The sequence below is a fragment of the Stenotrophomonas sp. 78350_Sma genome (genome assembly GCF_056482105.1).
Genome location: NZ_CM151182.1, coordinates 2403787 through 2429324, shown reverse-complemented (window position 1 = coordinate 2429324; position 25538 = coordinate 2403787). Strand labels below are relative to the sequence as shown.

The 25538-nt window shown below is 65.2% G+C and carries 21 protein-coding genes; 15 read left to right on the top strand and 6 right to left on the bottom strand.

Translation table 11 applies throughout. The annotated features are described in order from the left end of the window. Nucleotides 1-25: 25 nt before the first annotated feature. Nucleotides 26-2416 carry a TonB-dependent receptor plug domain-containing protein gene (locus ACZK4H_RS11320; RefSeq protein WP_239503716.1) on the bottom strand — a complete coding sequence of 797 codons (2391 nt, stop codon included), beginning with the start codon at nt 2414-2416 and terminating at the stop codon, nt 26-28. Between the two features lie 27 nt (nt 2417-2443). Here ACZK4H_RS11320 and ACZK4H_RS11315 point away from each other — a divergent pair, with 27 nt between their 5' ends. From ACZK4H_RS11315 to ACZK4H_RS11285, 7 genes are all read left to right on the top strand, one after another. Next, on the top strand, nt 2444-4228 hold the full coding sequence (locus ACZK4H_RS11315) for an ABC transporter ATP-binding protein (protein ID WP_478461183.1): 1785 nt from the start codon (nt 2444-2446) through the stop codon (nt 4226-4228). Nucleotides 4229-4303: 75 nt separating this feature from the next. Then, entirely contained in the window at nt 4304-5482 is a 1179-nt protein-coding gene (locus ACZK4H_RS11310) for a serine hydrolase domain-containing protein (protein ID WP_239503717.1), read from the top strand. A 9-nt stretch (nt 5483-5491) separates the two neighbouring features. Beyond that, nucleotides 5492-6319 (top strand): S1 family peptidase, encoded by an 828-nt coding sequence (locus tag ACZK4H_RS11305; RefSeq protein ID WP_099552166.1) that lies wholly within the window; start codon nt 5492-5494, stop codon nt 6317-6319. Nucleotides 6320-6460: 141 nt separating this feature from the next. Continuing rightward, nucleotides 6461-7252: an RNA polymerase sigma factor gene (locus ACZK4H_RS11300; protein ID WP_239503718.1), complete on the top strand. Its 792-nt coding sequence runs from the start codon at nt 6461-6463 to the stop codon at nt 7250-7252. Further along, nucleotides 7249-8286, top strand: a complete 1038-nt coding sequence (locus tag ACZK4H_RS11295; protein WP_099552168.1) for a FecR family protein — start codon at nt 7249-7251, stop codon at nt 8284-8286. Before ACZK4H_RS11300 ends, ACZK4H_RS11295 begins: the two co-directional genes overlap by 4 nt. A 108-nt stretch (nt 8287-8394) precedes the next feature. After that, nucleotides 8395-10851: a TonB-dependent siderophore receptor gene (locus ACZK4H_RS11290; protein WP_239503719.1), complete on the top strand. Its 2457-nt coding sequence runs from the start codon at nt 8395-8397 to the stop codon at nt 10849-10851. Between the two features lie 70 nt (nt 10852-10921). Beyond that, on the top strand, nt 10922-12787 hold the full coding sequence (locus tag ACZK4H_RS11285; protein WP_239503720.1) for a PepSY-associated TM helix domain-containing protein: 1866 nt from the start codon (nt 10922-10924) through the stop codon (nt 12785-12787). A gap of 87 nt (nt 12788-12874) precedes the next feature. Here ACZK4H_RS11285 and ACZK4H_RS11280 read toward each other — a convergent pair whose 3' ends face one another. Further along, nucleotides 12875-13678 carry an endonuclease gene (locus ACZK4H_RS11280; protein ID WP_099552171.1) on the bottom strand — a complete coding sequence of 268 codons (804 nt, stop codon included), beginning with the start codon at nt 13676-13678 and terminating at the stop codon, nt 12875-12877. A 66-nt stretch (nt 13679-13744) separates the two neighbouring features. Between ACZK4H_RS11280 and ACZK4H_RS11275 the strand changes: the two genes are divergently transcribed. The 3 genes from ACZK4H_RS11275 to ACZK4H_RS11265 all read left to right on the top strand — a co-directional run bounded on the left by ACZK4H_RS11275 (nt 13745) and on the right by ACZK4H_RS11265 (nt 16251). Next, on the top strand, nt 13745-14254 hold the full coding sequence (locus ACZK4H_RS11275; RefSeq protein ID WP_239503721.1) for a hypothetical protein: 510 nt from the start codon (nt 13745-13747) through the stop codon (nt 14252-14254). Between the two features lie 167 nt (nt 14255-14421). Beyond that, entirely contained in the window at nt 14422-15450 is a 1029-nt protein-coding gene (locus ACZK4H_RS11270; protein WP_099552172.1) for a tetratricopeptide repeat protein, read from the top strand. Nucleotides 15451-15471: 21 nt separating this feature from the next. Beyond that, nucleotides 15472-16251 (top strand): DUF2306 domain-containing protein, encoded by a 780-nt coding sequence (locus tag ACZK4H_RS11265; protein ID WP_143567583.1) that lies wholly within the window; start codon nt 15472-15474, stop codon nt 16249-16251. 47 nt (nt 16252-16298) lie between these two features. Here ACZK4H_RS11265 and ACZK4H_RS11260 read toward each other — a convergent pair whose 3' ends face one another. The 3 genes from ACZK4H_RS11260 to msuE are packed head-to-tail and all read right to left on the bottom strand — an operon-like array spanning nt 16299 to nt 18994. Beyond that, entirely contained in the window at nt 16299-17333 is a 1035-nt protein-coding gene (locus tag ACZK4H_RS11260) for a methionine synthase (protein ID WP_099552174.1), read from the bottom strand. A 39-nt stretch (nt 17334-17372) separates the two neighbouring features. Then, complete coding sequence (locus tag ACZK4H_RS11255) at nt 17373-18350, bottom strand: DUF1852 domain-containing protein (protein WP_099552175.1); 978 nt, start codon at nt 18348-18350, stop codon at nt 17373-17375. Between the two features lie 56 nt (nt 18351-18406). After that, complete coding sequence (gene msuE / locus ACZK4H_RS11250) at nt 18407-18994, bottom strand: FMN reductase (RefSeq protein ID WP_099552176.1); 588 nt, start codon at nt 18992-18994, stop codon at nt 18407-18409. Nucleotides 18995-19069: 75 nt separating this feature from the next. Between msuE and ACZK4H_RS11245 the strand changes: the two genes are divergently transcribed. Both ACZK4H_RS11245 and ACZK4H_RS11240 read left to right on the top strand, forming a co-directional pair. After that, complete coding sequence (locus ACZK4H_RS11245; protein WP_099552177.1) at nt 19070-19984, top strand: LysR family transcriptional regulator; 915 nt, start codon at nt 19070-19072, stop codon at nt 19982-19984. Continuing rightward, nucleotides 19984-20853, top strand: coding sequence for a methylenetetrahydrofolate reductase (locus tag ACZK4H_RS11240; protein WP_099552178.1), 870 nt, complete (start codon nt 19984-19986; stop codon nt 20851-20853). The genes ACZK4H_RS11245 and ACZK4H_RS11240 overlap by 1 nt, the downstream gene beginning before the upstream one ends. Before the next feature lie 56 nt (nt 20854-20909). Here ACZK4H_RS11240 and ACZK4H_RS11235 read toward each other — a convergent pair whose 3' ends face one another. After that, on the bottom strand, nt 20910-21161 hold the full coding sequence (locus ACZK4H_RS11235) for a hypothetical protein (RefSeq protein ID WP_099552179.1): 252 nt from the start codon (nt 21159-21161) through the stop codon (nt 20910-20912). A 515-nt stretch (nt 21162-21676) separates the two neighbouring features. Between ACZK4H_RS11235 and ACZK4H_RS11230 the strand changes: the two genes are divergently transcribed. From ACZK4H_RS11230 to ACZK4H_RS11220, 3 genes are all read left to right on the top strand, one after another. Continuing rightward, a complete protein-coding gene (locus ACZK4H_RS11230) occupies nt 21677-22108 on the top strand; it encodes a BLUF domain-containing protein (protein ID WP_099552180.1) in 432 nt (143 codons plus the stop codon). Between the two features lie 40 nt (nt 22109-22148). Further along, complete coding sequence (locus tag ACZK4H_RS11225) at nt 22149-22667, top strand: hypothetical protein (RefSeq protein ID WP_143567585.1); 519 nt, start codon at nt 22149-22151, stop codon at nt 22665-22667. 144 nt (nt 22668-22811) lie between these two features. Then, complete coding sequence (locus tag ACZK4H_RS11220; RefSeq protein ID WP_099552182.1) at nt 22812-25460, top strand: excinuclease ABC subunit UvrA; 2649 nt, start codon at nt 22812-22814, stop codon at nt 25458-25460. The last annotated feature ends 78 nt before the right edge of the window (nt 25461-25538 follow it).

Here is a 25538-nt window from a genome sequence, read left to right as displayed (position 1 = left end):
CAGGGGAGTGGGCGTGCATCCGGGCCTACCAGCGATGGGTCAGCGTCATGGACAGGAAGCGCCCCAGCGCTGTCGCATTGGTGGGGTCGTAGCCGGTATTGATGCTGTTGATGATGAACGGCGGATCCCGGTCGAACAGGTTCTGCACGTTGAACGCGAGCGAGGTGCCGCGCTGCGGGTCCGGCGACGGACCGAAGTGATAGGCGAGGTTGAGGTCGACGGTCGTCCACGAGCTGACGTGCGGGCGGGCAAGGTTGGCCGGATCGCGATAGCTGTCCACGTAGTTCACGAACAGCCCGCCCGCGGCCTGCTGCCGGCTCAGTGCGATGCCTCCGCGCAGCTTCAGGTCCACCGGGTAGTACACCGCGTTCACCGCATCCACTTCCGGAGAGGTGCTGGTCACGCGCCGCTTCGAATCGATGATGTACTGCCCGGCCAGGTCGATGGCGATGCGGGCCTGGCCGGCGTCGAAGCCGTAGGAAGAACTGAAATCGATGCCTCGCTGCCGGGTAAAGGCGTTGTTTCGGAAGCGGTTGTCGAGGATCACCTGGCTGTTGGTTTCGTCCGTTCCGGCGGGCAGCGCATACGGGCCCACGCGCGAGACGAACAGGCCCAGCCCCGACACACCCAGCTGGCGTGCCTGCTGGATCTGCTGCTGCGTGGGGTTGGTGGTCAGGATTTCCGCGTAGGGGGCCGTGGACTGGAGGAACAGCGAGGGGAAGCTGCCGCCGAAGCCACTGCCGATGCGGTCGGCGTAGTCGATGTGGTAGTAGTTCGCGTCGATCTTGAGGCCAGGCACCGACGGTGGCGCGAACGAGAAACCGCCGGTCCAGGTCTTGGCACGTTCGGGGCCCAGATCCGGGTTGCCATTGGACAGCATCATGAGGATCGTGTTGCCGCCGGGTGCGGCCGGGTTGGGTACGTTCGCCACCACCACGGTGTTGTTCAACTGCATGTCCTGGTACACCGGCGCCCGGTAGGAGCGGCCATGGCTGGCGCGGAACGACAACCCCTCGGTGGCCTCCCACAGCACGCCGAATTTTGGATTCAGCGTGGAACCGAAATCGCTGTAGTCGTCATAGCGCGCCGCCGCGGTCAGGGACAGGCTGCGCACACCCGGCAGGTCCTTCAGCAGCGGAACGTTGAGCTCGGCAAAGGCGGACCTGACGGTGCGCTGCAGGTCGAGCGGCTTCTCCAGGCCGCGGTGATCGACCAGTTCGTAGCCATCACGACGGTACCCCGCTCCGAATGCAGCACGTACGCCGCCGGCGGGCAGGTTGAACAGTTCGCCGTCGGCAACCACGTCCAGGTAGCGCGATTCGGAATTGGTGTTGGTGGGCGGCGCGGTACTGGCGGAGCTGCCGGTGATGGTGGTGCGCTGGTAGGACACATCGCTCCTGCCGAACCCGGAATCCAGGCGTGCCTGCCACTCATTGGGAAGATCCAGCGTGAGGCCGGCGAACAGGTCGAACTGCCGCGTGTGCGGGAACAGCCGCGTTTCGTCGGCCGTGCCGGAGATGGTGGTATCCATCTCGCGCTTGGCAAACGAGCCGGTGACGTTCAGGGTCAACACATCACTGAGCTGCTGCACGCCGTCCACGTACAGGCTGTGCCGCTTCGATCCTGGATAGAGGTCGTAGGGCCTGACCCGCACGTTTCTCGAGAAGTCCTTCTCCACCGCAGGCAGGTTGCCCTGCTTCAGGAACTCGTAGCTGGCCAGCACGTGGCCGCCTTCCCACGACCAGCCCGCCGACTGCGATGCCTGGTATTCCTCCATGCTGCCGGCGGTCACCGTGCCGTAGCGCACAGCGGTCTCGTAACCGGTGAAGTCGCGCCGCAGGATGATGTTGACCACGCCCCCGACCGCATCGGTGCCGTAGATGGCCGAGGCGCCATCGGTAAGGATTTCCACGCGCTCGACGGCACTCAGCGGGATCAGCGACACATCCACATACTGATAGCGGTTCGATGAGGTCACGCGGTGGCCGTTGATCAGGGTCAAGGTGGTGCCGGTACCCAGCCCGCGCAGGTTCAGGGCAGTGCCCTGGCCGAAGTTGTTGCCGGTATCGCGGTCAACCCCCAGGTTGGCAACGTTCGCACCGTTCGCGCCACCGCCGAAGTTCTGCGGCAGTTTCTCGAACAGTTGCTGCACGGTGGCTGCGCCTGTGCGGTCGATGGCCTCCCTGTCGATCACGATGACCGGGGAGGCGCCGCCACCTACGGCGTTGCGGATGTTGCTGCCCACCACCAGGACCTTGTCCAGGGTGGCGGTCGGGGCCTCGGGCGGCGAGCCTGCCGCGCTTGAGCCACGGCCAGCGACCGTGCTCTGTGCCGCCGCCGGCAGGCTGGCCAGCAATGCAGCAGCGATGCCGAGGGCCATGCATGCGCGCGGCGTGGCAGTGGATACGTTCGTCATTCCCCGGTCCATCGATCCCATCCGAAAGTGGCCTGCAACGCGGCTGCGTCGCCCCAGATGGCGATGTTATATCATATCATTCAAGAGGCAATGGACAGGCGCCGTCGGGCTGCTGGGACGACATCAATGACGAAGATCGCAGCTCCGCCGCCTGTTGCCGAGATCCTGGCGGCGTACTGGAAGGCTGACCGCAGGCTCCTGCTGCTGATCGCCGGCAGTGTCCTGCTATCCAGTCTTGCAGGTGTTGCAGCGCCGTACCTGTTCTCGCGCCTGATCGACCGCCTGCCCATCGATGGAGTCAACGCGCTGGCGTGGGGATTCCTGCTCTACGCCGTCGTGCTGGGCGTGGGCAGTGCCCTGCAGAACACGGTGCAGTACCTGTCGTTCCTCAGTGGCGAGAATCTGGGCTTCATCACCAGCACCCGCTACTTCGCCCGCCTGTTGAAGAAGACCAACAGCTTCTTCCTGGACCACAACCCCGCCGAGCTGCAATCGGCCGGGGAAAAAGGCCGTGGCGCACTGAAGATCATCGTGCAGCTTGGGCTGGTTGCCTTCATTCCCAGTGCATTGCAGATCCTGCTGACCCTGGTGACGCTGGGTGCATTGATCAACCTGCAGGTGGTGGTGATCGTGCTGGCTTACGGCACGGTGGCGGTCACGCTCTCGGCCATTGCCACCCGCCGTGCCCGCATCCATCGCGAAGCCGCCGTCGAAGCCGGGCAGCAGAATGCCCGTTTCGTTGGCAACGCCATGAACGCCATGGAAACGCTGCGCCAGTTCGGCGGCAGCGCCTGGATGGTGCAGCGCTTCGAGCGGAAGGCCCAGGACGTGCGTGACAGCTGGCGCGCCTACGTGCTGCAGCGGATAGGCTTCATCGCCCTGCTGGGCATCGGCCTCGCAGTGGAGTTCATCGTGACCTTCCATCTGCTGCTGCCGCGCTACCAGAGTGGGGCGCTCAGCGTCGGCGACATCGTCCTGTTCAATCTGCTGCTGCTCCAGCTGAACATGCCGTTCGAGATGATTGCCCGTTCCATCGACGACGTCGCGCGCTCCTGGAGCATGCTGGGCCCGCTTTCAACCCTGTGGGCGGCGCCCGAAGAACGGCAGGTGGCCCATGCCCAGCGCTTCGCCGGAGGCAATGGCCGGCTCGAGTTCCAGCGGGTCAGCCATCGCTACGGCAACGGGCGCGGGGTGGACGATGTCTGCTTCCAGGCCGGGCGGGGCGGCATCACCTTCCTGATGGGGCCCACCGGGTCGGGGAAGTCGACGTTGTTCAAGCTGGCCCTGAAGTCGATCGATCCCCAGCGTGGCCGGATTCTCGTGGACGGCGTCGAACTGTCCGATATCGACCGAGCTGCGTGGCATGCCGCGGTCGCGGTGGTTCCGCAGGACGTCATCCTGCTCAATGAAAGCCTGGCCGACAACATCCTGCTGGGGCGTGCGCGTGATGATGGCCGGCTGCGGCATGCCGCACGCAGGGCCGCGATCCTGCCATTGATCGAGGCGTTGCCCGAGGGGCTGGAGACCACGGTGGGCGAGCGTGGCCTGAAGCTTTCCGGCGGGGAGCGGCAGCGCATCGCAATCGCGCGTGCGCTGTATGGTGAACCGGCAATCCTGTTCCTGGACGAAGCAAGCTCTGCCCTGGATGAAGCCACCGAGCGCGAGATCATGGACCACATCCGTGCCATTGCCGGTGACGTCACCGTCGTGGCCATCACCCACCGGCGCAGCATCGTGACCGCGACCGATCGGCTGATCGATCTCGGGGAGGGCCATCAAGGCAGGGCAGGGGCGCTTTCTGCCTCCGGGTGATCGGCCTGGCAATGGGCTACCTTGTGCGCTCATTCCCGATCGCCCTTCAAGCGCCAGCGCATGGAAGCCCTTTCGATGACCGTTCGAAACCGGCGGTGGCTCAACGCCTTCGCCCTGTCCGCCGCCCTGCTTGGCGCAGGCTGCTCCGCCGGAAAGGCTACGCCGAAGGATCTGGGGGCGGACATCGACCAGGTCGCGCAGACTTTGATCGAGCAACCGCTGCTGCATGCTGCCTCCATCGGAGTGGTGTACCGGGGCAGGACTTTCATCCGCCATCGCGGTGACATGGAAACCGGCAAGCCAGGGCCGCCCACCGACGCAACCGTTTACGAAATCGGCTCGTTGAGCAAGACCCTGGCCGGCACCCTGATGGCCAACGCGGTCCTGGAAGGCAGGCTGGGCCTGGAGGATGACATCCGCATGTACCTGCAGGGCGACTATCCGAACCTGCAGTACCAGGGCCACCCCATCCGCGTCCGCCACCTGCTGTCGCATACCAGTGGCCTGCCGAACATGCTGCCGGAACGTGCGAACACGGTGCTGGAGGATTTCACCGACCACCGCACACCGGCTGAACTCAACGCGATCTACGCAGGCTACGGCAAGGCCGATTTCCTGAGGGACCTGCATGCCGTGCAGATTCCGCGGATGCCGGGGAAAGAGTACGCGTACTCCAGCGTCGGCACGCAGCTTTCCGCGCACATTCTGGAACGGGTCCATCAGCGTGACTACGAGCCGCTGCTGCGTGACTTCTTCCGTGATTCGGCCGGCATGACGGGCGTCAGGATCAACCTGGGCGATGCCGAAACGCCACGGCTGGCCGTCGGTTACCACAGCGACAATCCGCTACCGACCACGCCGATGCCGCAGCTGCCATGGGGCGCTTCCGGAAACGTGAAGGCAACCGTCCCCGACATGGTGAAGTACCTTCAGTTCGAGCTGGCCAACGGTCCCGTTGTAAAGGAATCACACCGTACGCTGGCCACGTTCGACGACGACTTCAGCATCGGCTATTTCTGGAACATCGTTTCCGGCGACGATCGGAAGGGCGTGTACTACGCCCACCACGGTGGCGTGCCACGCTCCCAGTGCTACATCTACATCGTGCCGAAGCATGATCTTGGCATCTTCGTCATCACCAACCAGAGCGGCGACCAGACCGCGCGGGCCATGGAGGCAGCGATCGATACGCTGGTCGAGAGAATTGCTGCACGGGAGCAGCTCGCGGATGATGGGGCGTCGCAACCACACTAAGGGTCTCCAATGAGACGCTGGCTCTTCCTGGCGCTCGCCGTGCTTCCACTCGGCGCCGGCGCGGTTGTCATCCGCGATGATGTCGATGATGCGAAGTACCGTATTGAAGCATCGGCGTTCCCGGCGCTGGCCGACATGCCAGGCGAGGGCCACGGTGTCCTCATCGCCCCCGGATGGGTGCTGACCGCGGCCCATGCAGCGCCGATGGAAGGGATGGGTGCAACCATCGCCATCAACGGGAAGAGCTACGGCGTTGCTCGGGTTTTCCTGCATCCAGGCTTCAAACGAATGCCGGACGCCTTGGGCAAGGAGGCCATGGCAACGGGAAGTCCCTCCAGGATCCACGCCTTCCTGGCCACGTCGGACGATATCGCGCTGATCAGGCTGGCAGCGCCAGCCAGCGATGTGCTACCGGTAGCGCTCTATCGGGGAACGGGCGAGGCCGGACAGGTTGCAGCCCTGATCGGGAAGGGCGCTACCGGCAACGGCGCCACGGGCCTGGTGCCGAACGGGTCGCATCGCACGACCCTGCGCCGGGCGTACAACGCCATCACCGGCGGCAACGAACGCTACCTCTGGTACCGGTTCGATCGGCCGCCGCAGGGCCTGCCGCTTGAAGGCGTGCTCGGCAACGGCGACAGCGGTGGCCCGCTGTTGATCGAGGATCAAGGTGCGTGGAAGCTGGTTGGCCTTGGGTCCTGGATCACTGCCGTTCCCGAGCACGCCCTTGAAGCGGGCTTCTATGGCCAGGCGGTCTACAACGTTCGCGTGTCCAGCTACATCGACTGGATCGAGGACGTGATGTGCCGCAACGGCGGCGCCTGCCGTCAGCCGTGATACCGGCGCTGGCAGGGGTTGCCCACTGACCCTGGCGTGGCTGCCTGCCAGGCCTTGCATCGGTCCTGCTGGACTTCCACTCGGGCAGGGGGTGTTTCAATTGCAAATGACTCGCATTACACTCCGGCCACTTCCCCATTGTTGACGCCTGCCGCCCACGTCGGCAGTTCATCCGGCTACCCCAGTGACGTTCACGCCCCTCCTGTGCCGATCGCAGATCCCTGCAACGGGGATACCGTGCCTGCGCTAGGTCGCGACACGGCGGAGGATATGGAGGGGCCCGACGCATCATCGGTTGCGGCAGCTCGCCCGGATGCCGGCAGCACCGCCACTGGCGGCATCCTGGCCAAGGCCTATGAGCGTTGGCGGCGACCGATACTGCGCAGCCTTACCCGCTTCAGAGGCAGCGTCGTCGACAGCGAGGACGCGCTGCACGACGGTGCGGTGAAGTGGATCGCGGCCCATCCGGCGCTCGATTCCTGTGACAAGCAGGGCGCCTATCTCCGGCGGACGGTGATGAACACCGTGGCCGACGAATACCGCGAACATCATGCCGGCCGCCGCCTTCAGGTCATGCCTCTGGCAGACGCTGAGGAAGCCGGCCACGTGATGGCCGGCGATGAATCACAGTGCCCGTTGCAGGTCACTGCACAACGGCAGCGCCTGCAGCGCCTGGCGGAAGCGCTTTCCGAACTGCCCGAGCGTCAGCGCGAGGCCTTCGTGCTCAGCCGCTTTGATGGCTTGACCCAGGAAGACGTGGCTGCCCGCATGCAGATCTCCCGGCGCATGGTGGTCAAGCATCTGTCGCGTGCGGTTGCCTACTGCGAAGTGCGGGTACGCTATGCATCCCTGGCGCAGATGCAGGCACTGCATCGGCCAACCGGGGCGGGCGATGCAGTGCCTGCCTCTGATGCTGATCTCTCCTGCCGATGAACGACACTCCTCCTGCCGCAGGTTTCGATCCGTTTGCCCTGCATGAGGCGGCTGCTGCGTGGCTGGTGCGCCAGCAGGATGCGGACTGGCAGCCGGAAGATGAGGCGGCCCTGCAGCGGTGGCTGGCCGAGAGCGAAGCGCACCAGCAGGCATTCGCCGAGGTGGCCAGAACCTGGCACGACCTGGGCCAGCTGCCGCGCCCCATGCTGGCCTCGGACGGGCCTGCGGCGCTCGCACCAACGGCACCTGCAGCTCCGCGACGGGACGGCAGGGCGTGGCGTGGGCGGTCGCAGCGCCTGCCACGCGTTGCGGCGGCTGCGGCCGTGGCGATGCTGGCCCTGGGTTACGTCGGCTACGGTTGGTACACCGCGCCCAGCTATGTGCAGGACGTGGCCACTGGCGCGGGCGAGATCCGTGACCTGCAACTGCCGGATGGCTCGCGGATTTCGCTCAATGCACGCAGCTCGCTGGCCGTGCACTTCTATCGATCCCGTCGTGAAGTCGTGCTCAGCCAGGGCGAGGCGTTCTTCGAGGTCGCCCCGGCGGCCGACCGGCCCTTCACCGTGGATGCGCAGCGCAGCCGGGTGACCGTGATTGGCACGGCCTTCAACGTGCGCAATGCGCCCGGCGAAGTCGTGGTCAAGGTGCTGCATGGGCACGTGCGGGTACAGCCGGATCGGGCCGAGGGCACCGCGCCGCTCAGCCTGCACGCCGAACAGGGCCTGGCCGTTGCCACGTTTACAGCCGCCTATCGCCCCATTGCGGCAAACGCAGAGAGCATCGGCGGCTGGCGCAACGGGCGCCTGGTGTTCCGGCGTACCCCGCTGGACGAAGTGGCGCAGGAAGTCGGGCAGTATCTGGGCCATCCCGTCACGCTGGGCCAGCCCGGGCTGAAGTTCCTGCCCGTCTCCGGGTACGCAGCCACCGATGCCCCGGCCATTTTCCTGGAGGCGTTGCCGGATCTGTTGCCTGTGCAGGTGACCCGCAATGCCCAGGGCGGCTATCGCATCGACGAACGGCCTGTGACCCGCTGACGCCCCGAGGAAAAATTCTTCCGGCGCGGGTTCCCACTCCACCGCCATTTTCCGTTTACCCCAGTGAGGCCAGTGGTGGCCAAGCATGATGGAGCGGTAATGGGGTACATGAAGATCAAGCGCGCACTTGTTGCCCGCGCGTTCTCTACGGGGGTACACGCCAAGCGGCTGCCGCTGCTGGCACTGTGCATTTCCAGCGCACTGGCGGCACCGGCCATCGCACAGGCCCAGCCGGCCGCGCGCATGCAGTTCAACATTCCGGCTCAATCGCTGGATGCCGCACTGCGCAGCTTCTCCGAGCAGTCCCGGCAGCAGGTGCTGTTCAGCGAATCAGCGGTGGCGGGCCGTCGCGCCCCGGCCTTGACCGGCAGCTACACGCCGCAGGAGGCACTGGCGCGCCTGCTGGAGGGTAGTGGGGTGCGTGTCAACGCCACCCGTCCGGGCGTGTTTACGCTGGCGCAGGAAGCAGCAGCACCTGCGCGCAGCAAAGACACCCAGACCACCCTGCAGACGGTGAACGTGACCGCCAATGCACCAAGCGACGGCTCCTACACGGCACGTGAGCTGAGTCTGGGCAAGCTGGGGCAGAGCATCCGCCAGACCCCGCAATCGGTCAGCGTGATTACCCGCCAGCAACTGGACGACCGCAACCTCACCACATTGGACGAAGCGCTGGCGCAGACCACGGGCGTGACCAAGACCGCCCGCAACTTCGGCAACCACAAGTTCTCGATCCGCAGCTTCACCGTGGACGACAGCAATTATCTGGTCGATGGCGTGGCCGGCATCGTCTATGCCCCCGTGGGTTGGCTGCCCATCGACACCGCCGTACTGGAGCGGGTTGAAGTGCTGCGCGGTGCCGGCGGCATGATGCTGGGCGCAGCCGACCCCAGCGGGGCGATCAACATGGTGCGCAAGCGCCCGCGCGACCAGGCCCATCTCGATCTGGCAGCAACCGTGGGCTCGTGGGACAACTATCGCCTCGAGGTCGATGGCGGCGGCCCGCTCAATGCCGCCGGCAGTGTGCGCGGCCGACTGGTTGCGGCCTACCAGGACCGTGGATACTTCCAGCAGGGCACCTCCTCGAAGGCACCGGTCGCCTATGGTGTGATCGACGCCGACCTGGGCGCGGACACAACGCTGACCTTCGGCCTGCGCCATCAGCAGAGTGACACTGACGGCTACTGGCTGTTCGGCCTGCCGCGCTACACCGACGGCGGCGCACTGGACATCAAGCGTTCCACGTCGCTCATCCAGGACTGGAACCGGCAGGAAGGCACCGTCGACGAAGCCTTCGCAGAGGCGGAGCACCGCTTCAACGAGCGCTGGAAGGCGCGCCTGTCGGTGAACCGCACCGAGTCCGACCTGGACCAGCGCGTTGCGGTTCCGCTCGGCGGGGTGGACCGCGCCACCGGCGTCGGTTCGCGCTTCTACGACATCTATTTCAACCGCTCGCGCGTGCGCAGCGATGGCATCGACCTGCACACCGCCGGCAGTTTCGAAGCCTTTGGCCGCAGCCACGAGGTATTGCTGGGCGCGATGTGGTCGCGCCAGCGTACGCGGCAAAGCTCGGCGGACCTGGCCATCGACGTGCCGATCGATGTCTACGCACCGGACCACAGCGCCATTGCGCAGCCCCTCCAGCCAGCCTGGGACTGGGCGGAGAACGCCCGCGCACAGCAGAGCGGCGTGTACAGCAACCTGCGCCTGCAGCTGGCGGAGCCCCTGCACCTCACGCTGGGCGGCCGGCTGAGCTGGGTGAAGTACCAGTCCAGCGATGGCTTCAGCGGTGCCAGGAGCCGTGACTACGAACAGAAGCACGAATTCACTCCGTACGCCGGGCTTGTCTACGACCTGGGGCCGCAATGGTCGGTCTACGCCAGCTACGCCGATACCTTCCAGCCGCAGAGCTCGTATGTCACTTCCTCCGGCTCGGTGCTGGACCCGGCCATCGGCGCCAATTACGAGCTGGGTGTGAAGGGCGAATTGAACGAAGGGCGCTTGAACGTGTCTGCGGCGGTGTTCTCCATCCGCAAGACCGGCAACGCCGTGGTGGACGAGTCCGACCCGGGCAGTTGCCGGGGCTCCCTGGCGTCTTCCGATTGCTACCGCAATGGCGGCAAGCTGCGCAGCAAGGGTTTTGAGCTGGAAGCCAGCGGCGAACTGGCACCGGGCTGGCAGATGATGGCCGGCTACACCCACGTCACCAGCCGTGACGATGAGGGCGCGACCATCAGCGCCGAGACGCCCCGCCACCTGCTGCGCCTGTCAACGTCCTACCAGCTGCCCGGCAAGTGGAATGCGTTCTCCGTGGGTGGTGGCGTGTCGGCGCAGAGCAGCTACTCCTATCCGGCCTACGACGACCCGGACTGGCGCATGGGGGCGGCGGGGCGCGCCGTGTGGGACCTGCGTGCCGGCTATCGGATCAATCCGCGCTGGAGCGTTGGCCTCAACGTGGCCAACCTGTTCGATACGCGCTACTACGCCATGCTCAGCCAGATCCGCCGGGGCAACTTCTTTGGTGAACCCCGCAACGTGACGCTGACGCTGCGCGGCTCGCTGTGATCCTCCACAACCGGCAGGGCGACAGCGTGCCCGCCACGGCAACGGCATGAAGGCAGGTTTCCGCCAAAGCATGTCGTGGCTGCATACCTGGTGTGGCCTTGCCAGTGGCTGGCTGCTGTGCGCGATCTTCCTGACCGGCACGCTCAGCGTGTTCCGTGAGCCGATCACGCGCTGGATGGAGGCCGGTCCCGTACCGGCCTCCTCGCCAGCGATGGACGCGGGAGCGCAGGCGGCACGTGCGCAGCAATGGCTGGCCACCCACGCCGCCGATGCGCAGGCTTGGCAGATCCGCTGGCCTGCCCAGCAAGGGTGGCCGCTGGAACTGTCATGGGAGGAGGGCGACGGCATCGCGCACGAACGCTGGGTGGATGCCAGCACGGGCATGCCACAACCGCCACCTCGCCTACGGGAAACCGAGGGCGGGCGCCATTTCATGTCCTTCCACTACACCCTGCACGGTGGCATGGCCGGCTACTGGCTGGTCGGCTGGATCACGGCCTGCATGCTGCTGGCGCTGGTCTCCGGCGTAGTGGTGCACAAGCGCATCTTCAAGGATTTCTTCACCTTCCGCCCCGGCAAGGGCCAGCGCAGCTGGCTGGATGCGCACAACCTGAGCGCTGTGCTGACTCTGCCTTTCCTGTTCATGATCGGCTACACCGGGCTCGCATTCTTCTACAGCAGCTACCTGCCGTGGCCCGTGCATGCAACCTATGGCGATGCAGATGGCGCGTACGCGCGCTATGAAGCCGAACTGGCGCCCGCACAGCCGGTTCCGCCCGCCATCCTGGTTTCCATCGCACGACTGCCGGACCTACCGCAACTGCTGGCGCGCGCGCAGGCCATCAGCGGGCAATCGCCGGCACAGATCATCATCCAGACGCCCGGCACCGTGCACAGCGTGGTGGAAGTGGTGGGTCGCAAACCGGTGGAAGGCGCGGACAGACGCCTGCTGACCGAGGCCAGTCGGATCACGTTCGATGCTGCCAGCGGCACACTGCTGCAACAGCACGCGTCGCACCCGCATGGCGTGGGTGCCGCGCAGGTGCACGAGAGCATCGAAGCACTGCACAAAGCGGATTTCGGCGGTTGGCCGATGAAGTGGCTGTACTTCATCAGTGGCCTGCTGGGCACGGCGATGATCGCGATCGGGACGCTGCTGTTCTCCATCAAGCGGCGCAAGCGCAGCGAGCATGAGTTCGGTGCGCCTACGGCGGGCATCTACCGATGGATGGAAGCGTTCAATGTGGTGTCGTTGGCCGGCATCGCGCTGGCCAGCATTGTCTACTTCCATGCCAATCGGCTGCTGCCGTTGGCAATGACTGACCGTAGCGGTTGGGAGATACGCATATTCCTGCTGGCCTGGGCGGTCTCGTTGCTGCATGCCTTGTCGCGCCCGCCACGGCAGGCATGGATCGAGCAGCTGTGGCTGGCCGCGGTGCTGTGCCTGGCGCTGCCGCTGATGAATCTGGCCACCACCGGCCAGCATCTGGTGATGTACCTGCAGCGGGGTGCGTGGCAGCAGGCCGGGGTGGAGCTCACCGCACTGGCATTCGGCCTGGTGTTGGCACGAATGGCGGTGATGCTGCAGCGGCGTTGGCCGCAGGTGCAGGAGGCGCCACGCAGCGCCAAGCCCGTGGAAGGGCGGGGCGCCGGCTATCGCTGGCAGGTGGCCGGTCGCGTGCTGGCCGCTTCGGCCGGCGGCTACGCGTTCACCGCGGCAACCGCCACCGCGCTGGCATTGGGCTTGCCTGCGCTGACCGATGTGCCGCCGGCAGTCTCCGTGCTGGCCAGCTCGCTGCTGGGGTTCGTGCTGATGGTGGCGGTGGGCGTGGGCGTATTCAGTGCCCGCAGCATGGGCAGGGCGTGGCTGGCGTTGGCCGTGGGTGGCGGCTTCATGGCGTTGTGCGTAGCGTTGCTGCGGTCCGGTTCAATGTAACCCGTCACGTTGAACGCAGTTCTGTTCGTATGGCTGTGCGAAGGCGCATCGCCCGTGGGCTCGGGTGGCCCCGCGGCCAGCATTCCACTAGAGAGCGATGACCTTCACCGACGCACCGACCAGTGGCCTTGCAAGCACGCTGTAGCCGTCACGATCAAAACCGACTGCTGGCGTATCGAGCCTTCGCGCTGCTGCGATCGTCGGCGCCGAGCCCAGGTACGTCCAGTTACGCACCACATGGATCTGCCGCATGTCCTCCGAGCGCTCGTCGATGCCAATTGCGCCGGCGTAGGGCCATGCCCGCCGGTGGTAGCCGGCCAGGCCACCTCGCAGCCGTTCGTCATGCGCCGAGGCCGGTTCGCTGCCGTTGCAGGCACCCGCGCAGCGCCTGAGCAGGTGGCGGAAGCAGGGCGCCCCGGCACGCACCGATTCGATCCCCAGCCGCCCGTAGCAGAGCTGGTGCTCGTCCGCCAGGCGCTGCAGTGCGGCGATGGCGGCATGACGGCCGGGGAACAATCCATGGGCCTGAGCAGGATCGGCGCCGTGGACATCCTCGATGCGGACCCCGTCAGCCGCCAGCACGATCGTGCACAGTCGCTTGTTGCGGCGAAGCTTCCTGTTGAACAGCGGCTTGGCCTGCTTGATCAGCCGTGCTTCCAGCAGCTGCGCCCCGATGTCACCGGCGGTGCGGATGCAGGAAAACCCGTCGGTCCTGCCGACAAGCCGTTGTTCGTCCGGCGCCCGAAGGTGGTCCAGCACCCGTCGCCGGATGTCCACGCTCTTGCCGATGTACAGCGCGGCTCCCGCCTCATCGTGGAAGGTGTATACCCCGGGCAACCGGGGCAGCGATGCGGCCTTGGACACGAGATCGCGATGGAGGACGTTGCGCATGGAAGACATCGGGCAACAGGGTAGCGCGTCCAGGCAGCGGACAGCCGGCGCCTTCTTGAACGATTCATGGTCGATGATCGCGTTGCCATCGCAATCTCAATCCGTGCGACAGCCGATCGTATTCTTCCGGCCATGGATTCCCGCCTTGAGATCGCAGATTCAATGTCCGTCCCCCGGCATTCCGGCTGGGTGCAGAGCGGCGAACGTTGGGACCTGTGGTGGAATGGGCGCTCCGTAGCGAACATCGTGCCGCATGCAGTGCTTGGCTTCCGGGTGTGCCTGGAAGCACGCAGAGTGCCCAAGGCAAAGATCGTTGCAGCAGCGAATGCACGGCAGGCCAAGCGCTACGCCGAGCGCTGGTGCGCTGCACGACTCTGCCCGCAGCTGCGGCTGCGCGATGCGGTGGCGAGGGTGGTGGGTGCCACACTCGAAGCGGGCAGATCGTCACCAGTACAGTCGCGGCAGCAACGGCAGCAGGCCCGTCGGTTGGCCGAGGCCGGAGCCGGGGAAGTGGCACGGATCAAGAAGGTCCTGGCGCTGCGAAAGGCAGTACCAGCACCTATAATCGCGCCCTGAGCATCGATCGCCACCCTCGATGCTCGGGGTTCCGGGGGATGCCGTGACCACGCGCGTAGGAATATTTTCCGTTGCGGAAGCCCGGAAAGGTGCAGCGCGCATGGCGATAGTGAGCGGCAAAGCCTGAGTTTGATTTGCACGCGGTATTTTTCTGGAATTGATGAAGAGTGAAGAAGTTCATGGAAGATTCGATTGGAGCCCGGGTTCGCACAGTTCTGTGCACGGGCCTGTTTGTTTTCGCCTGCAGCGCCCACGCGCTTGGCAATGACGAAGCGGCCTCGTTGAAGAGCGTGCTGGCAGCAGCCGAGACCGGCAGCGCAGATGCCGAGAATGATCTTGGAGATCGCTACAACCAAGGCAACGGTGTGGTCAGGAACCCGGTGACGGCGGTTGAGTGGTATCGCAAGGCTGCTGAGCAGGGCCATGCATCTGCCCAATCCTCCCTTGCCGTGATGTATCTGAATGGAACCGGGGTTCCCAAGGATCTCGCGCAAGCACTGTTCTGGGTGCGCAAGGCGGCGGAGCAAGGCAACGGTCTTGCACAGTCCGACCTGGGGATGATGTACCTGGAGGGATTGGGCGTGTCAAAGGATGATGCGCAGGGCCTCTTCTGGATCCGCAGGTCGGCCGAAGGAGGAGCTTCCGCGGGGCAGTACAACCTTGGCAGCCTGTATGAGCGCGGCGGCGCGGGCCTCACCAAAGACCGGGCCGAGGCCATGCGCTGGTACACCAAGGCGGCCGTCCAGGATCTGAAGGGAATTCTGGTCAGCGATGCTCGCCAGAAGCTGTGCTCGAGTGGCAAGGAGGGCCAGGTGTGGTGTGACCAGATCGAACCCCCGCCGAGGTTCAACTCGGTTGAGGAACTGATGGCAGCTGCCAAAAGTGGCGACGCCGAGGTCCAGGCCGTGCTCGCGACCATGTATGCCGATGGTATCGGCGTGCCGAAGGACGATATCCAATCAGCCGCCTGGTTCCGCAAGGCGGCAATGGCGGGCTACGCGCCCGCCCAGTTCGAACTCGGGAACCTGTATGCCAGCGGGCAGGGCGTGCCCAAGGACAGGGATGAGCAGATCTACTGGTACTGCGAGGCTGTCGCACAGGGACATGACGGGGCGTTTACCAATCTCCAGATAATGAGCGCCCTCGAACTGTTCGATCCGAAGGACTGCCCGGAGCGCCGTGCACGCAGGCGATGATGGTTCCACGGCGGCTGGAGCATGTTTCGTCACCCCAAGCCGCCTCTCGTCGCAACCCATTTGCAGCTGACCTGGAAGCAGCACGAAAGTGAGCGGGAGAAGGGGCACACTCCTCCTTCAGGTCCGGCACTTTCCAGGGGGAAAGCAGTGCATCTGGCAAATATCGCAATTCATGTGACAGCAGGCTCCATCGCCTTGGCTGTAGGCTTCCTCATCCTGTTCAGGGAGAAGGGCACCACCGCGCACAAGCGCCTCGGAACGGCCTTCATCTGGCTCACCCTGGTGGTCTGTGCGACGGCCGCTGCCGGCACGATCTTCTTCCGGTTCATTCCCGCATTTGCCGTCCTGAGCCTGCTCGTGCCTTACCAGCTGCTGGGGGGCTGGCGCGTGGCACGAGCGCAGGGTGCCGGGCCGTCGCTGGTCGACGCAGCCGCGCTGCTGGCAGCTGTGTCGATTGCGCTGCCCCTTTCTATCGAGGTACTGGATCGCCCGGGCCGCCTGACGACAGTGGACTACTCCGCCGTTGCGGCGCTGTGGTTGATCCTCGTGTATGACGCCGTCAAATGGATCTTTCCCCGGCGCTGGCATCACTCGCTCTGGCAGTTCGAGCATGCCTACAAGATGACAGCCTCCGTATTCGCCATGCTTTCTGCATTGACTGGCAACGTCGTCCGCGTTGGGCAGCCCTGGTCACAGATGCTGCCTTCGGTGATCGGCCTGGTCGTGATCGCATACTTCTTTCTGCGGCTGGCGCGGAAAAGAGGCCGCTCGGCCGCCATCCAGGGCGGGGCTGATGCGTGAGCCCCGGATGCAGTTTGGGGGACGCCAGCGCAATCCCCCGTCGATGATCACGCCGAAAGCTCCTCACGCACGATCTTCGCCCCGGCGCTGAGCGCGCGCAGCTTGCCGCGCGCCACTTCGCGCGCCAGCGGTGCCATGCCGCAGTTGGTGCTCGGGTAGAGCTTGTCCGCATCCACGAACTTCAGCGCCTTGCGCAGCGTGTTGGCCACGTCTTCCGGCGTCTCCACCGTATTGGAGGCCACGTCGATGGCGCCCACCATCACCTTCTTGCCGCGCACCAGTTCGATCAGGTCGATCGGCACGTGCGAGTTCTGGCATTCCAGCGAGATGATGTCGATGCTCGAGGTCTGCAGCTTGGGGAACGACTCTTCATACTGGCGCCATTCCGAGCCCAGTGTCTGCTTCCAGTCGGTGTTGGCCTTGATGCCGTAGCCGTAGCAGATGTGCACCGCCGTCTGGCACTTCAGGCCTTCGACGGCCCTCTCCAGCGCGGCCACGCCCCAGTCGTTCACTTCATCGAAGAACACATTGAAGGCGGGCTCATCGAACTGGATGATGTCCACGCCAGCGGCCTCCAGTTCCCTTGCTTCCTCGTTGAGAATCTTCGCGAACTCCCAGGCCAGCTTTTCGCGGCTCTTGTAGTGCGCATCGTACAGCGTGTCGATCATCGTCATCGGGCCGGGCAGGGCCCACTTGATGGGGTGTGCGGTCTGGCGGCGCAGGAACTTCGCATCTTCCACGAACACCGGTTTCGGGCGGCTGACCGCGCCAACCACGGTCGGCACGCTTGCATCGTAGCGGTTGCGGATGCGCACCGTTTCGCGCTTCTCGAAATCGACACCGCTGAGGTGCTCGATGAAGGTGGTAACGAAATGCTGCCGGGTCTGTTCGCCGTCGCTGACGATATCGATGCCGGCGTGCTGCTGTTCCTGCAGGGACAGGCGCAGTGCATCCTGCTTGCCTTCAATCAGGCCGTCGTCCTGCAGCTTCCAGGGTGACCAGAGCTTCTCGGGCTCGGCCAGCCAGGAGGGCTTGGGCAGGCTGCCTGCGGTGGAGGTGGGAAGCAGTTTCTTCGTCGACATTGCGTCTTGTTTCCTGGGGGCGAATGGGGAATCGATGGATCAGCGGGCAGCCCACTGCTCAAGCACGGCGCGGTACGGCTTGATGAAGTGTTCTTCGGTGAACCTGCCCTGTTTGACCGCCAATTGGCTGCGCTCTTCGCGGTCGTAGACGATGCGGGTGGAGGAGTAGTCCTGGTGCTTCAGGCTGGGCTGGTAGACCTTGCCTGCCACGGAGTTGGCGTTGTAGATCTCCGGGCGGTAGATCTTCTGGAAGGCCTCCATCGTGCTGATGGTGCCGATCAGTTCCAGGTTCGAATAGTCGCCCAGCAGGTCGCCCTGGAAATAGAACGCCAGCGGTGCGACGCTGCCCGGCGGCATGAAGTAGCGCACCTGCAGGCCCATCTTGTCGAAGTACTGGTCAGTGGGAGAGAACTCGCCCTGGCGATACTCCACGCCCAGGATCGGGTGGTGGTTCTCGGTGCGGTGGTAGGTCTTGCTGCTGGATACGCTGATGCAGATCACCGGCCCCTTGCTGAAGTTGGCACGGTAGGCATCAGACTCCAGGAAATGCTTGAACAGCTTGCCATGCAGGTCGCCGAAGCCGTCCGGAATGCCAAAGGTGGCCTTGCCTTCGTTGCTGGCCGGCAGCACCACGCTGAAATCGTAGTCGCGTACGTAGGACGAGAAATTGTTGCCGACGATGCCTTCGGTACGGGCACCGGTGCGGGTGTCGACGATGGTCGGGCGCAGCACCTCGATCAGCGGGAACGGATCGCTGCCATCGCCGCCGTCGATGTGCATCTCCACCGAGATGATGTCCAGCTCGACCGCATAGCGATCCGCACTCGGGTTGTCCCAGTGCGCCAGATCATTGAAGCGGTTGTTGATCATGCTGATCGTGTTGCGCAGGTTCTCCTGCCGGGATGCACCACGCGCCAGGTTGGCGAAATTGGTGGTGATGCGCGTGCCATCGGCGGGCTGGTAGTCCTCGTTGAAGGGGATGCGCGTGATGCTGAAGGTGAAGGTGTCGGTCGTCATGGGCGGCGTTCCGTATTGCGGGGTGACATCCGGATGCGGGCGAAGGCATCCGGCATTCAGAATGCTGCGGCGGCCTCGAGGGCGGCGGCGCGATGGCGGGGCAGGGCCAGCAGCGGCAAGGCCCGCCGCACCGCCAGCCGTGCCCGCTCGATCAGGGCATCGTTGTGCACGCAGCCGTCGGCGAAGTCGCGGTCGGTGGCGTAGACGCCCAACGGCAGGGTGCGTGCCTGGAAGAAGCTGAAGAGCGGGCGCAGCTGATGGTCGATCACCAGCGAATGGCGCTCGCTGCCACCGGTGGCGGCCAGCAGGATGGGGGTGTCGACCAGTGCGTCCTGGTGGATGAAGTCGAAGAAATGCTTGAACAGCCCTGTATACGACCCGCGATAGACTGGCGTGCTCACCACCAGCACATCAGCCTGTTCGACGGCAGCCAACTGGCGTTCCACGATGTCCGGCAGCTGCGAACGCCAGAGCGCGCCCGCCAGCTGCGGGGCCAGTTCGCCCAGCTCGACCAGGTGCTGCTCGCTATGGATGTCCTCGCCGATCAGGCCCAGCAGATGCTCGGCCAGGGTGGCGGCCCTCGAGGGGCGCTGCAATCCGCCGGAAACGGCGACGATTCGAAGGGGGCGGGTAGGTGAAAGCATGACCCGATGCTAGCCACGCCCTTCCATGACGTAAAATGGTATTACTTCACCAATCCATGAGCGGGATTCATCATCATGCTGGAGCGGATCCACCTCAGTATCGTGCAGCAGGTCGAGCAGCAAGGCTCGCTCACCGCTGCCGCCGGCGTACTCAACCTGACCCAGTCGGCCCTGAGTCACAGCATGAAGAAGCTGGAGCAGCAGCTGGGCACCGACGTCTGGCTGCGCGAAGGCCGCAGCCTGCGGCTGACCCAGGCCGGGCAGTACCTGCTGGCGGTGGCCAACCGGGTGCTGCCACAGCTGGACCTGGCCGAGGAACGACTGGGCCAGTTCGCACAGGGCGAGCGAGGCGCACTGCGCATCGGCATGGAGTGCCATCCCTGCTACCAGTGGCTGCTGAAGATCGTCTCGCCGTACCTGGCCGCCTGGCCGGATGTGGACGTGGACGTCAAGCAGAAGTTCCAGTTCGGCGGCATTGGCGCGCTGTTCGGGTACGAGATCGACCTGCTGGTCACCCCGGACCCGCTGCTGAAGCCGGGCCTGAAGTTCATTCCCGTATTCGACTACGAACAGGTGCTGGTGGTGGCCAGCAACCACGCCCTGGCCAAGGTCGACCATGTAAAGCCGCGCCAGCTCGGCCAGGAAGTACTGATCAGCTACCCGGTGCCGTTCGAGCGCCTGGACATCTACAACCAGTTCCTGCTGCCGGCCGGCATCACCCCACGCCGGCACAAGGCCATTGAAACCACCGACATCATGATGCAGATGGTGGCCAGCGGCCGCGGCGTGGCGGCCATGCCACGCTGGCTGGTGGAGGAGTATGCCGCCCGCATGGATGTGGTGCCCGTTCGCCTGGGTGCGAAGGGCATTCCCAAGCAGATCTACCTGGGTGCGCGCGAGGCCGATACCGGTATCGACTACCTGCAGGCTTTCATCGAACTGGCGCGGAACAGCACGCCGCTGGCCAGCAATGCGCGCGGGGGCACGTAATGTCCGCACCTTCGTCGCTGCGGACGCGGGCCTTTCTTGATGCCTTTTCGCTGGAGGTGAGCGCCAAAGCCATGCCGGCACTGCGCACGGAGGCTGCCCGCATTCCACGCGGCACGACAATCTCCATTCCCTGGCTGGCCAGCGAGGACGACGACGCACGACTGGCTGCGGCGCGCAGGGTGCGCGAACTGGGCTTCGAGCCGATGCCGCATCTCTCGGCCCGCCGCATCGGGTCGCGTGCGGTGCTTGAACGGTTCCTGCAGCGCGCCGCCAACGAGGCCGGTGTCGCCCAGTGCCTGGTGATCGCCGGAGATCTGGCCACGCCCGCCGGCCCATTTGCTGATAGCGCTTCGATCATCCAGACCGGGCTTCTGGAGAAGGCCGGCATCAAGGCCGTCGCCATCGGTGGTCACCCCGAGGGCCATCCGGTCATGGGCAGTGTCGAGTGCTGGCAGGTGCTGGAACACAAGTGCCAGGCCATCGTAGCGCGCGGCATGGCGCCGATGATCATCACGCAGTTCGCCTTCGATGCCGACATCGTTCTGGCCTGGTTGGACGCGCTGCGCGCCCGTGGCATCGACGTTCCGGTGCTGGTCGGTGTGCCGGGTCCGGCAAGCATCGCGCGGTTGGCACGCTACGCCGCAATGTGCGGGGTGGGTGCCAGTGCATCGATGCTGGCAAGATACGGTATCTCGATCGGGCGGCTGCTCGGAACCGCAGGGCCGGAAGTATTCGTGGACCACTTGGTGAGCGGTTTGACTGACGCCCATGGCTTGGTCAGCCCGCACTTCTTTCCGTTCGGTGGTATTGCCCAATCACTGGACTGGATCAAACGGCACCGGCCGCAGGCATCGGCAGTCGGCGGCTGATGGCCCATCGATGACGGCTACCGGGCAGCGCATGTGGCTGCCCGGTCCCGTCCCGGTCAGCCCTGGCGGTGTCGTCTCTCGGACGGGCAACTGATCAGGCCGGCATTGCTGATGGCCTGGCGCGTACCGCACGCGCGGCATGCAAGCACGGTTCCGCCTCTCACATGCTCCATCTCCTGCTCACCCCAGACGCTGGTTGCGCCGCACGCCGTGCAGGTTGCTTCGATCTGCAGGGCCCGGGCCAGGTCGCCCTCCGCACCCGGTCTGTAGGTAAGGTCGGTGATCTTGAATATGCCGGTATGACTCATTGGAACGCCGTTGTGGGTCTACTACGGGAAGATATCGATGCAGAGGTGTCGGGCGCGTTGGCGCGGTGTCGAGAAGTGGTGCGGGTCAGTTCATGGGTCACTACGCAACGTGAATTCCTCCAGCCGTGCACGGCTGACGGACTGGTGGTTGCCACACCCCGGGCAGCTGAGCGAAGCAGCGCCGTTGAGGTCGACAAGCCCATGATCAGGAATGGCCCGGAATTGCCTTGAGCATTTCAGGCAGGAGCAATCAATCCGGGTGACCTGCAGCAGGGTGCCATCCTCACGCGCCACTCCTTCGACGCTTACTACATAGAACTGTCCGATGTCTCGCATGAAGATGAACAATGCCCTGAACGTGTGGGGCGCCCATCATGCCGCCTGACGTGCCGTAAGGCTCACCCATCGACCCTCCGTATTCTGAAGGGTTAAGAATCAGGATCAGGGGGCAGGCTTGTACCGGGTGCTAGAGTGTGAACAGGTGCCGATGTGGCGCCACATTCAAGGCGAAATTCATGCCCATTCGGGCCGTTGTATATGCAAGTCAAGCAGTAGAGGGCCTTACGATTGATCGCCTGGAGGCGCTCGTGGCCGATGCCGCGAGGTTCAACAAGGTGGCGGGCGTGACGGGCGTGCTGCTGCACGACGGCACGCGATTCGTGCAGTACTTCGAAGGGCCGGAAGATGGAGTGGCCAGCGTTTACGAACGCGTGCTGCAATCGTCCAGCCATACCGATGTGGTGGAGCTGGCGCGAGGGCGCGTCTCCACCCGGCAGTTTCCCTATTGGTCGATGCACCAGCTTCCTGCCGATCAGCTTCTGGTCGGCAGACTTGCCAGGGCCGACTGGTCACGCTTCAAGAGAAGCCAGCCCGAGGAGATCGCGGGCTCCGCGTGGGGAATCGATGTGCTGGCCGCGGCGGTAGCGCCCTACGTGCACGCCGCTTAGTTTCCGCTTCGGCCACCACTTCATCGAGGGGTGCAGTGACATGAAGGTTCTCATCACGCTTGTCGCTGCACTACTGGCTGCGGGCCCGGCGCTTGCCGACTCCCCGCTGCCGCCGCCGGAGAGGTTCACGGCATGCTCCCCCACGCGGAATCTCTGTGCTGATTCCGATCCGGCGCTCAATTCAACGCGGGTAACGCCCCAGGCATCGGGGCGGGATGCCTGGCTGATACCCGGATGGCATCGCTGGCTGTTCCCGTCGGACGATGGGGAATCGGTCGTGGTCGGCTACGAGGGCATGAACCTGGTTCCGGCTGACGTGGCGTTGAGCGAGCCGGTGCTGCATTTCTACAATCGTGGCCGCTTGGTTCGCACCATCACCCTGGGTCAACTGTATCGCCGCACATCGCAGCTTCGGCCTACCGTCTCGCACTTCGCCTGGGTGAGCACCATCGGCTTCAATCGCTCCAACCAGCTCGTGGTCGAGCTGGTCAATGGAGAGAAGGTGGCGTTCGCCTCCAGGACTGGCACCCGCGAGCCGGTTCGGCCGGATAGCCGCTGACAGTCCATTATTGGTGTTCGTACTGGTGTTTGGGAATGACGCATTGCGTGACCGCGCCATCACCCACATTCACCCCGCAGCAGCGAGAATGCACCATTGGGCGCGCTCCGACGCACGCCGTTCACTGCCCGCAGGATCGCGAAGATGTCCAACACCCCCTTTGGTGAATCGTCATGCGCTGCCGCCGCAAGCGGTTGCGTTGAGGTCCGCGGCGCGCGCGAGCACAACCTCAAGAATGTCGACGTCTCCATTCCGCGCAACGCACTGGTGGTGTTCTCCGGGGTATCGGGCTCGGGCAAGTCCTCGCTGGCTTTCGGTACCGTCTTCGCAGAGGCGCAGCGGCGCTACTTCGAGTCCGTTGCGCCGTATGCCAGGCGCCTGATCGACCAGGCGGGCGTGCCCGATGTGGACGCCATCGATGGCCTGCCGCCGGCGGTAGCCCTGCAGCAGCAACGCGGCGCCAGCAACGCGCGCTCATCGGTGGGCAGCGTGACCACCCTGTCCAGCCTGGTGCGCATGATGTATTCGCGCGCAGGCGCCTACCCGGCCAACCAGCCCATGCTGTACGCCGAGGACTTCTCGCCCAATACGCCACAGGGCGCGTGCAGCACGTGCCATGGCCTTGGGCATGTCTACGAAGTGACCGAAGCGTTGATGGTGCCGGACCCGTCCCTGAGCATCCGCGAGCGTGCCATCGCCTCGTGGCCACCGGCATGGCATGGCCAGAACCTGCGCGACATCCTGGTCACGCTGGGCTACGACATCGATGTGCCGTGGAAGAAGCTTCCGAAGAAGGACCGCGACTGGATCCTGTTCACCGAGGAAGCACCCAGCGTCCCGGTCTATGCCGGTTTCACCCCCGCCGAGACGCGCGCCGCCCTCAAGCGGAAGCAGGAACCCAGCTACATGGGCACCTATACCGGCGCGCGTCGCTACGTGCTGCACACCTTTGCCAACACGCAGAGCGCGCTGATGCGCAAGCGCGTTTCGCGCTACATGGAAGGCAGGCTGTGCCCGGCCTGCCACGGGAAACGCCTGAAGCCTGAGGCACTCTCGGTCACCTTCGCGGGCGTGGATATCGGCGAGTTCATGCGGCTGCCCCTGGATCAGCTGGCGGCGCTGCTGGAGCCCATCGCGCAGGGAGATTTCGGTGCCCACGGCAAGGGCGCTCGCACCAGCAGGAGTGCGACACCCCGCGATCGCGCCCGTCGGGCGGCGAGTGGCCAGGCGACCCACGAGGGTGCTCCCGACGTGCGCCTGACCTCGGCCTTGTCCGAAGAGAAGCGCCTGGCGGCACAACGATTGGCCGGCGGGGTCATGGCGCGTGTACGCCAGCTACGTGACCTGGGCCTGGGCTATCTCTCACTGGATCGCGCCACGCCCACGCTGTCGGCCGGCGAACTGCAGCGCCTGCGGCTGGCCACGCAGCTCAGCTCCTTGCTGTTTGGTGTGTTGTACGTGCTCGACGAACCCTCGGCCGGCCTGCATCCGGCCGACAGCCAGGCGCTGTACGACGCATTGGAGCGGCTGCGCGACGGCGGAAACTCGGTGTTCGTTGTTGAACACGATCTGGAGCTGATGCGCCGCGCGCAGTGGTTGGTGGATGTGGGCCCGCAGGCGGGGGAACACGGCGGCCGCGTGCTCTACAGTGGCGAGCCCGACGGCCTGCGCCACGTCCAGGACTCGCGTACGGCCCTGTATCTGTTCGACCAGGTGCCTGCACCTGCCAGCCGGCAACGCAGCGCCGGCAACTGGCTGGAACTGCAGGGCATCCACCGGCACAACCTGCAGGGTGTGGACGCACAGGTACCGCTGGGATTGCTGACGGCAGTGACCGGCATTTCCGGCTCGGGCAAGTCCAGCCTGATGGCACAGGCGTTGCCGGAGTTGATGCTGCTGCACCTCGGGCACGAGCCGGTGGACGAGGGCGCGGACGCCGAGCCCAACGATGGACCGAGCGTGATCGAAGCAACACGAGGCCGCTTGGCCGGCGATGTGGATGCCATTCAACGCGTGGTGCAGGTGGATCAGAAGCCCATCGGCCGCACGCCACGCTCCAACCTGGCCACCTATACCGGCCTGTTCGATCACGTGCGCAAGCTGTTCGCCGCAACACCGGCCGCGCGCCGCCGCCGTTTCGACGCAGGCCGTTTCTCGTTCAACGTGGCCAAGGGCCGATGCGAAACCTGCGAAGGCGAAGGGTTTGTCAGCGTCGAACTGCTGTTCATGCCCAGCGTCTACGCGCCATGCCCCACCTGCCATGGCGCACGCTACAACGAAGCCACGCTGAAGGTGCAGTGGAATGACCGCAACATCGCCGAGGTCCTGCAGATGACGGTTGACCAGGCGCACGCGTTCTTCGCCGAAGAAGACGCCATTGCCCGCCCGCTGCAGTTGCTGCAGGAAATCGGCCTGGGCTACCTGAGGCTGGGCCAGCCGGCCACCGAGCTTTCAGGTGGTGAGGCCCAGCGCATCAAGCTGGCCACCGAGCTGCAGCGCAGCCAGCGCGGGCGCACGCTGTACGTGCTGGACGAGCCCACCACCGGCCTGCATGCATCCGATGCGGACCGGCTGCTGGTGCAGCTGCAGCGGCTGGTGGACGCGGGCAACACCGTGGTGATGATCGAGCACGACATGCGCGCGGTCGCACAGGCGGACTGGGTGATTGATGTAGGCCCCGGAGCTGGCGGGGCAGGGGGCACCATCGTCGCGAAGGGAACGCCGCAGCAGGTTGCGCGGACCAAAGGCAGCAGGACGGCGCCGTTCCTTGCGCGCGAGCTGGCTTCCCTGTAGAGCCGCGCCATGCTCGGCTATCGATGTGGGTATCGGTCAGGCCGTGGGGCGCCCTGGGTACACAATCAGCCTGGCGCC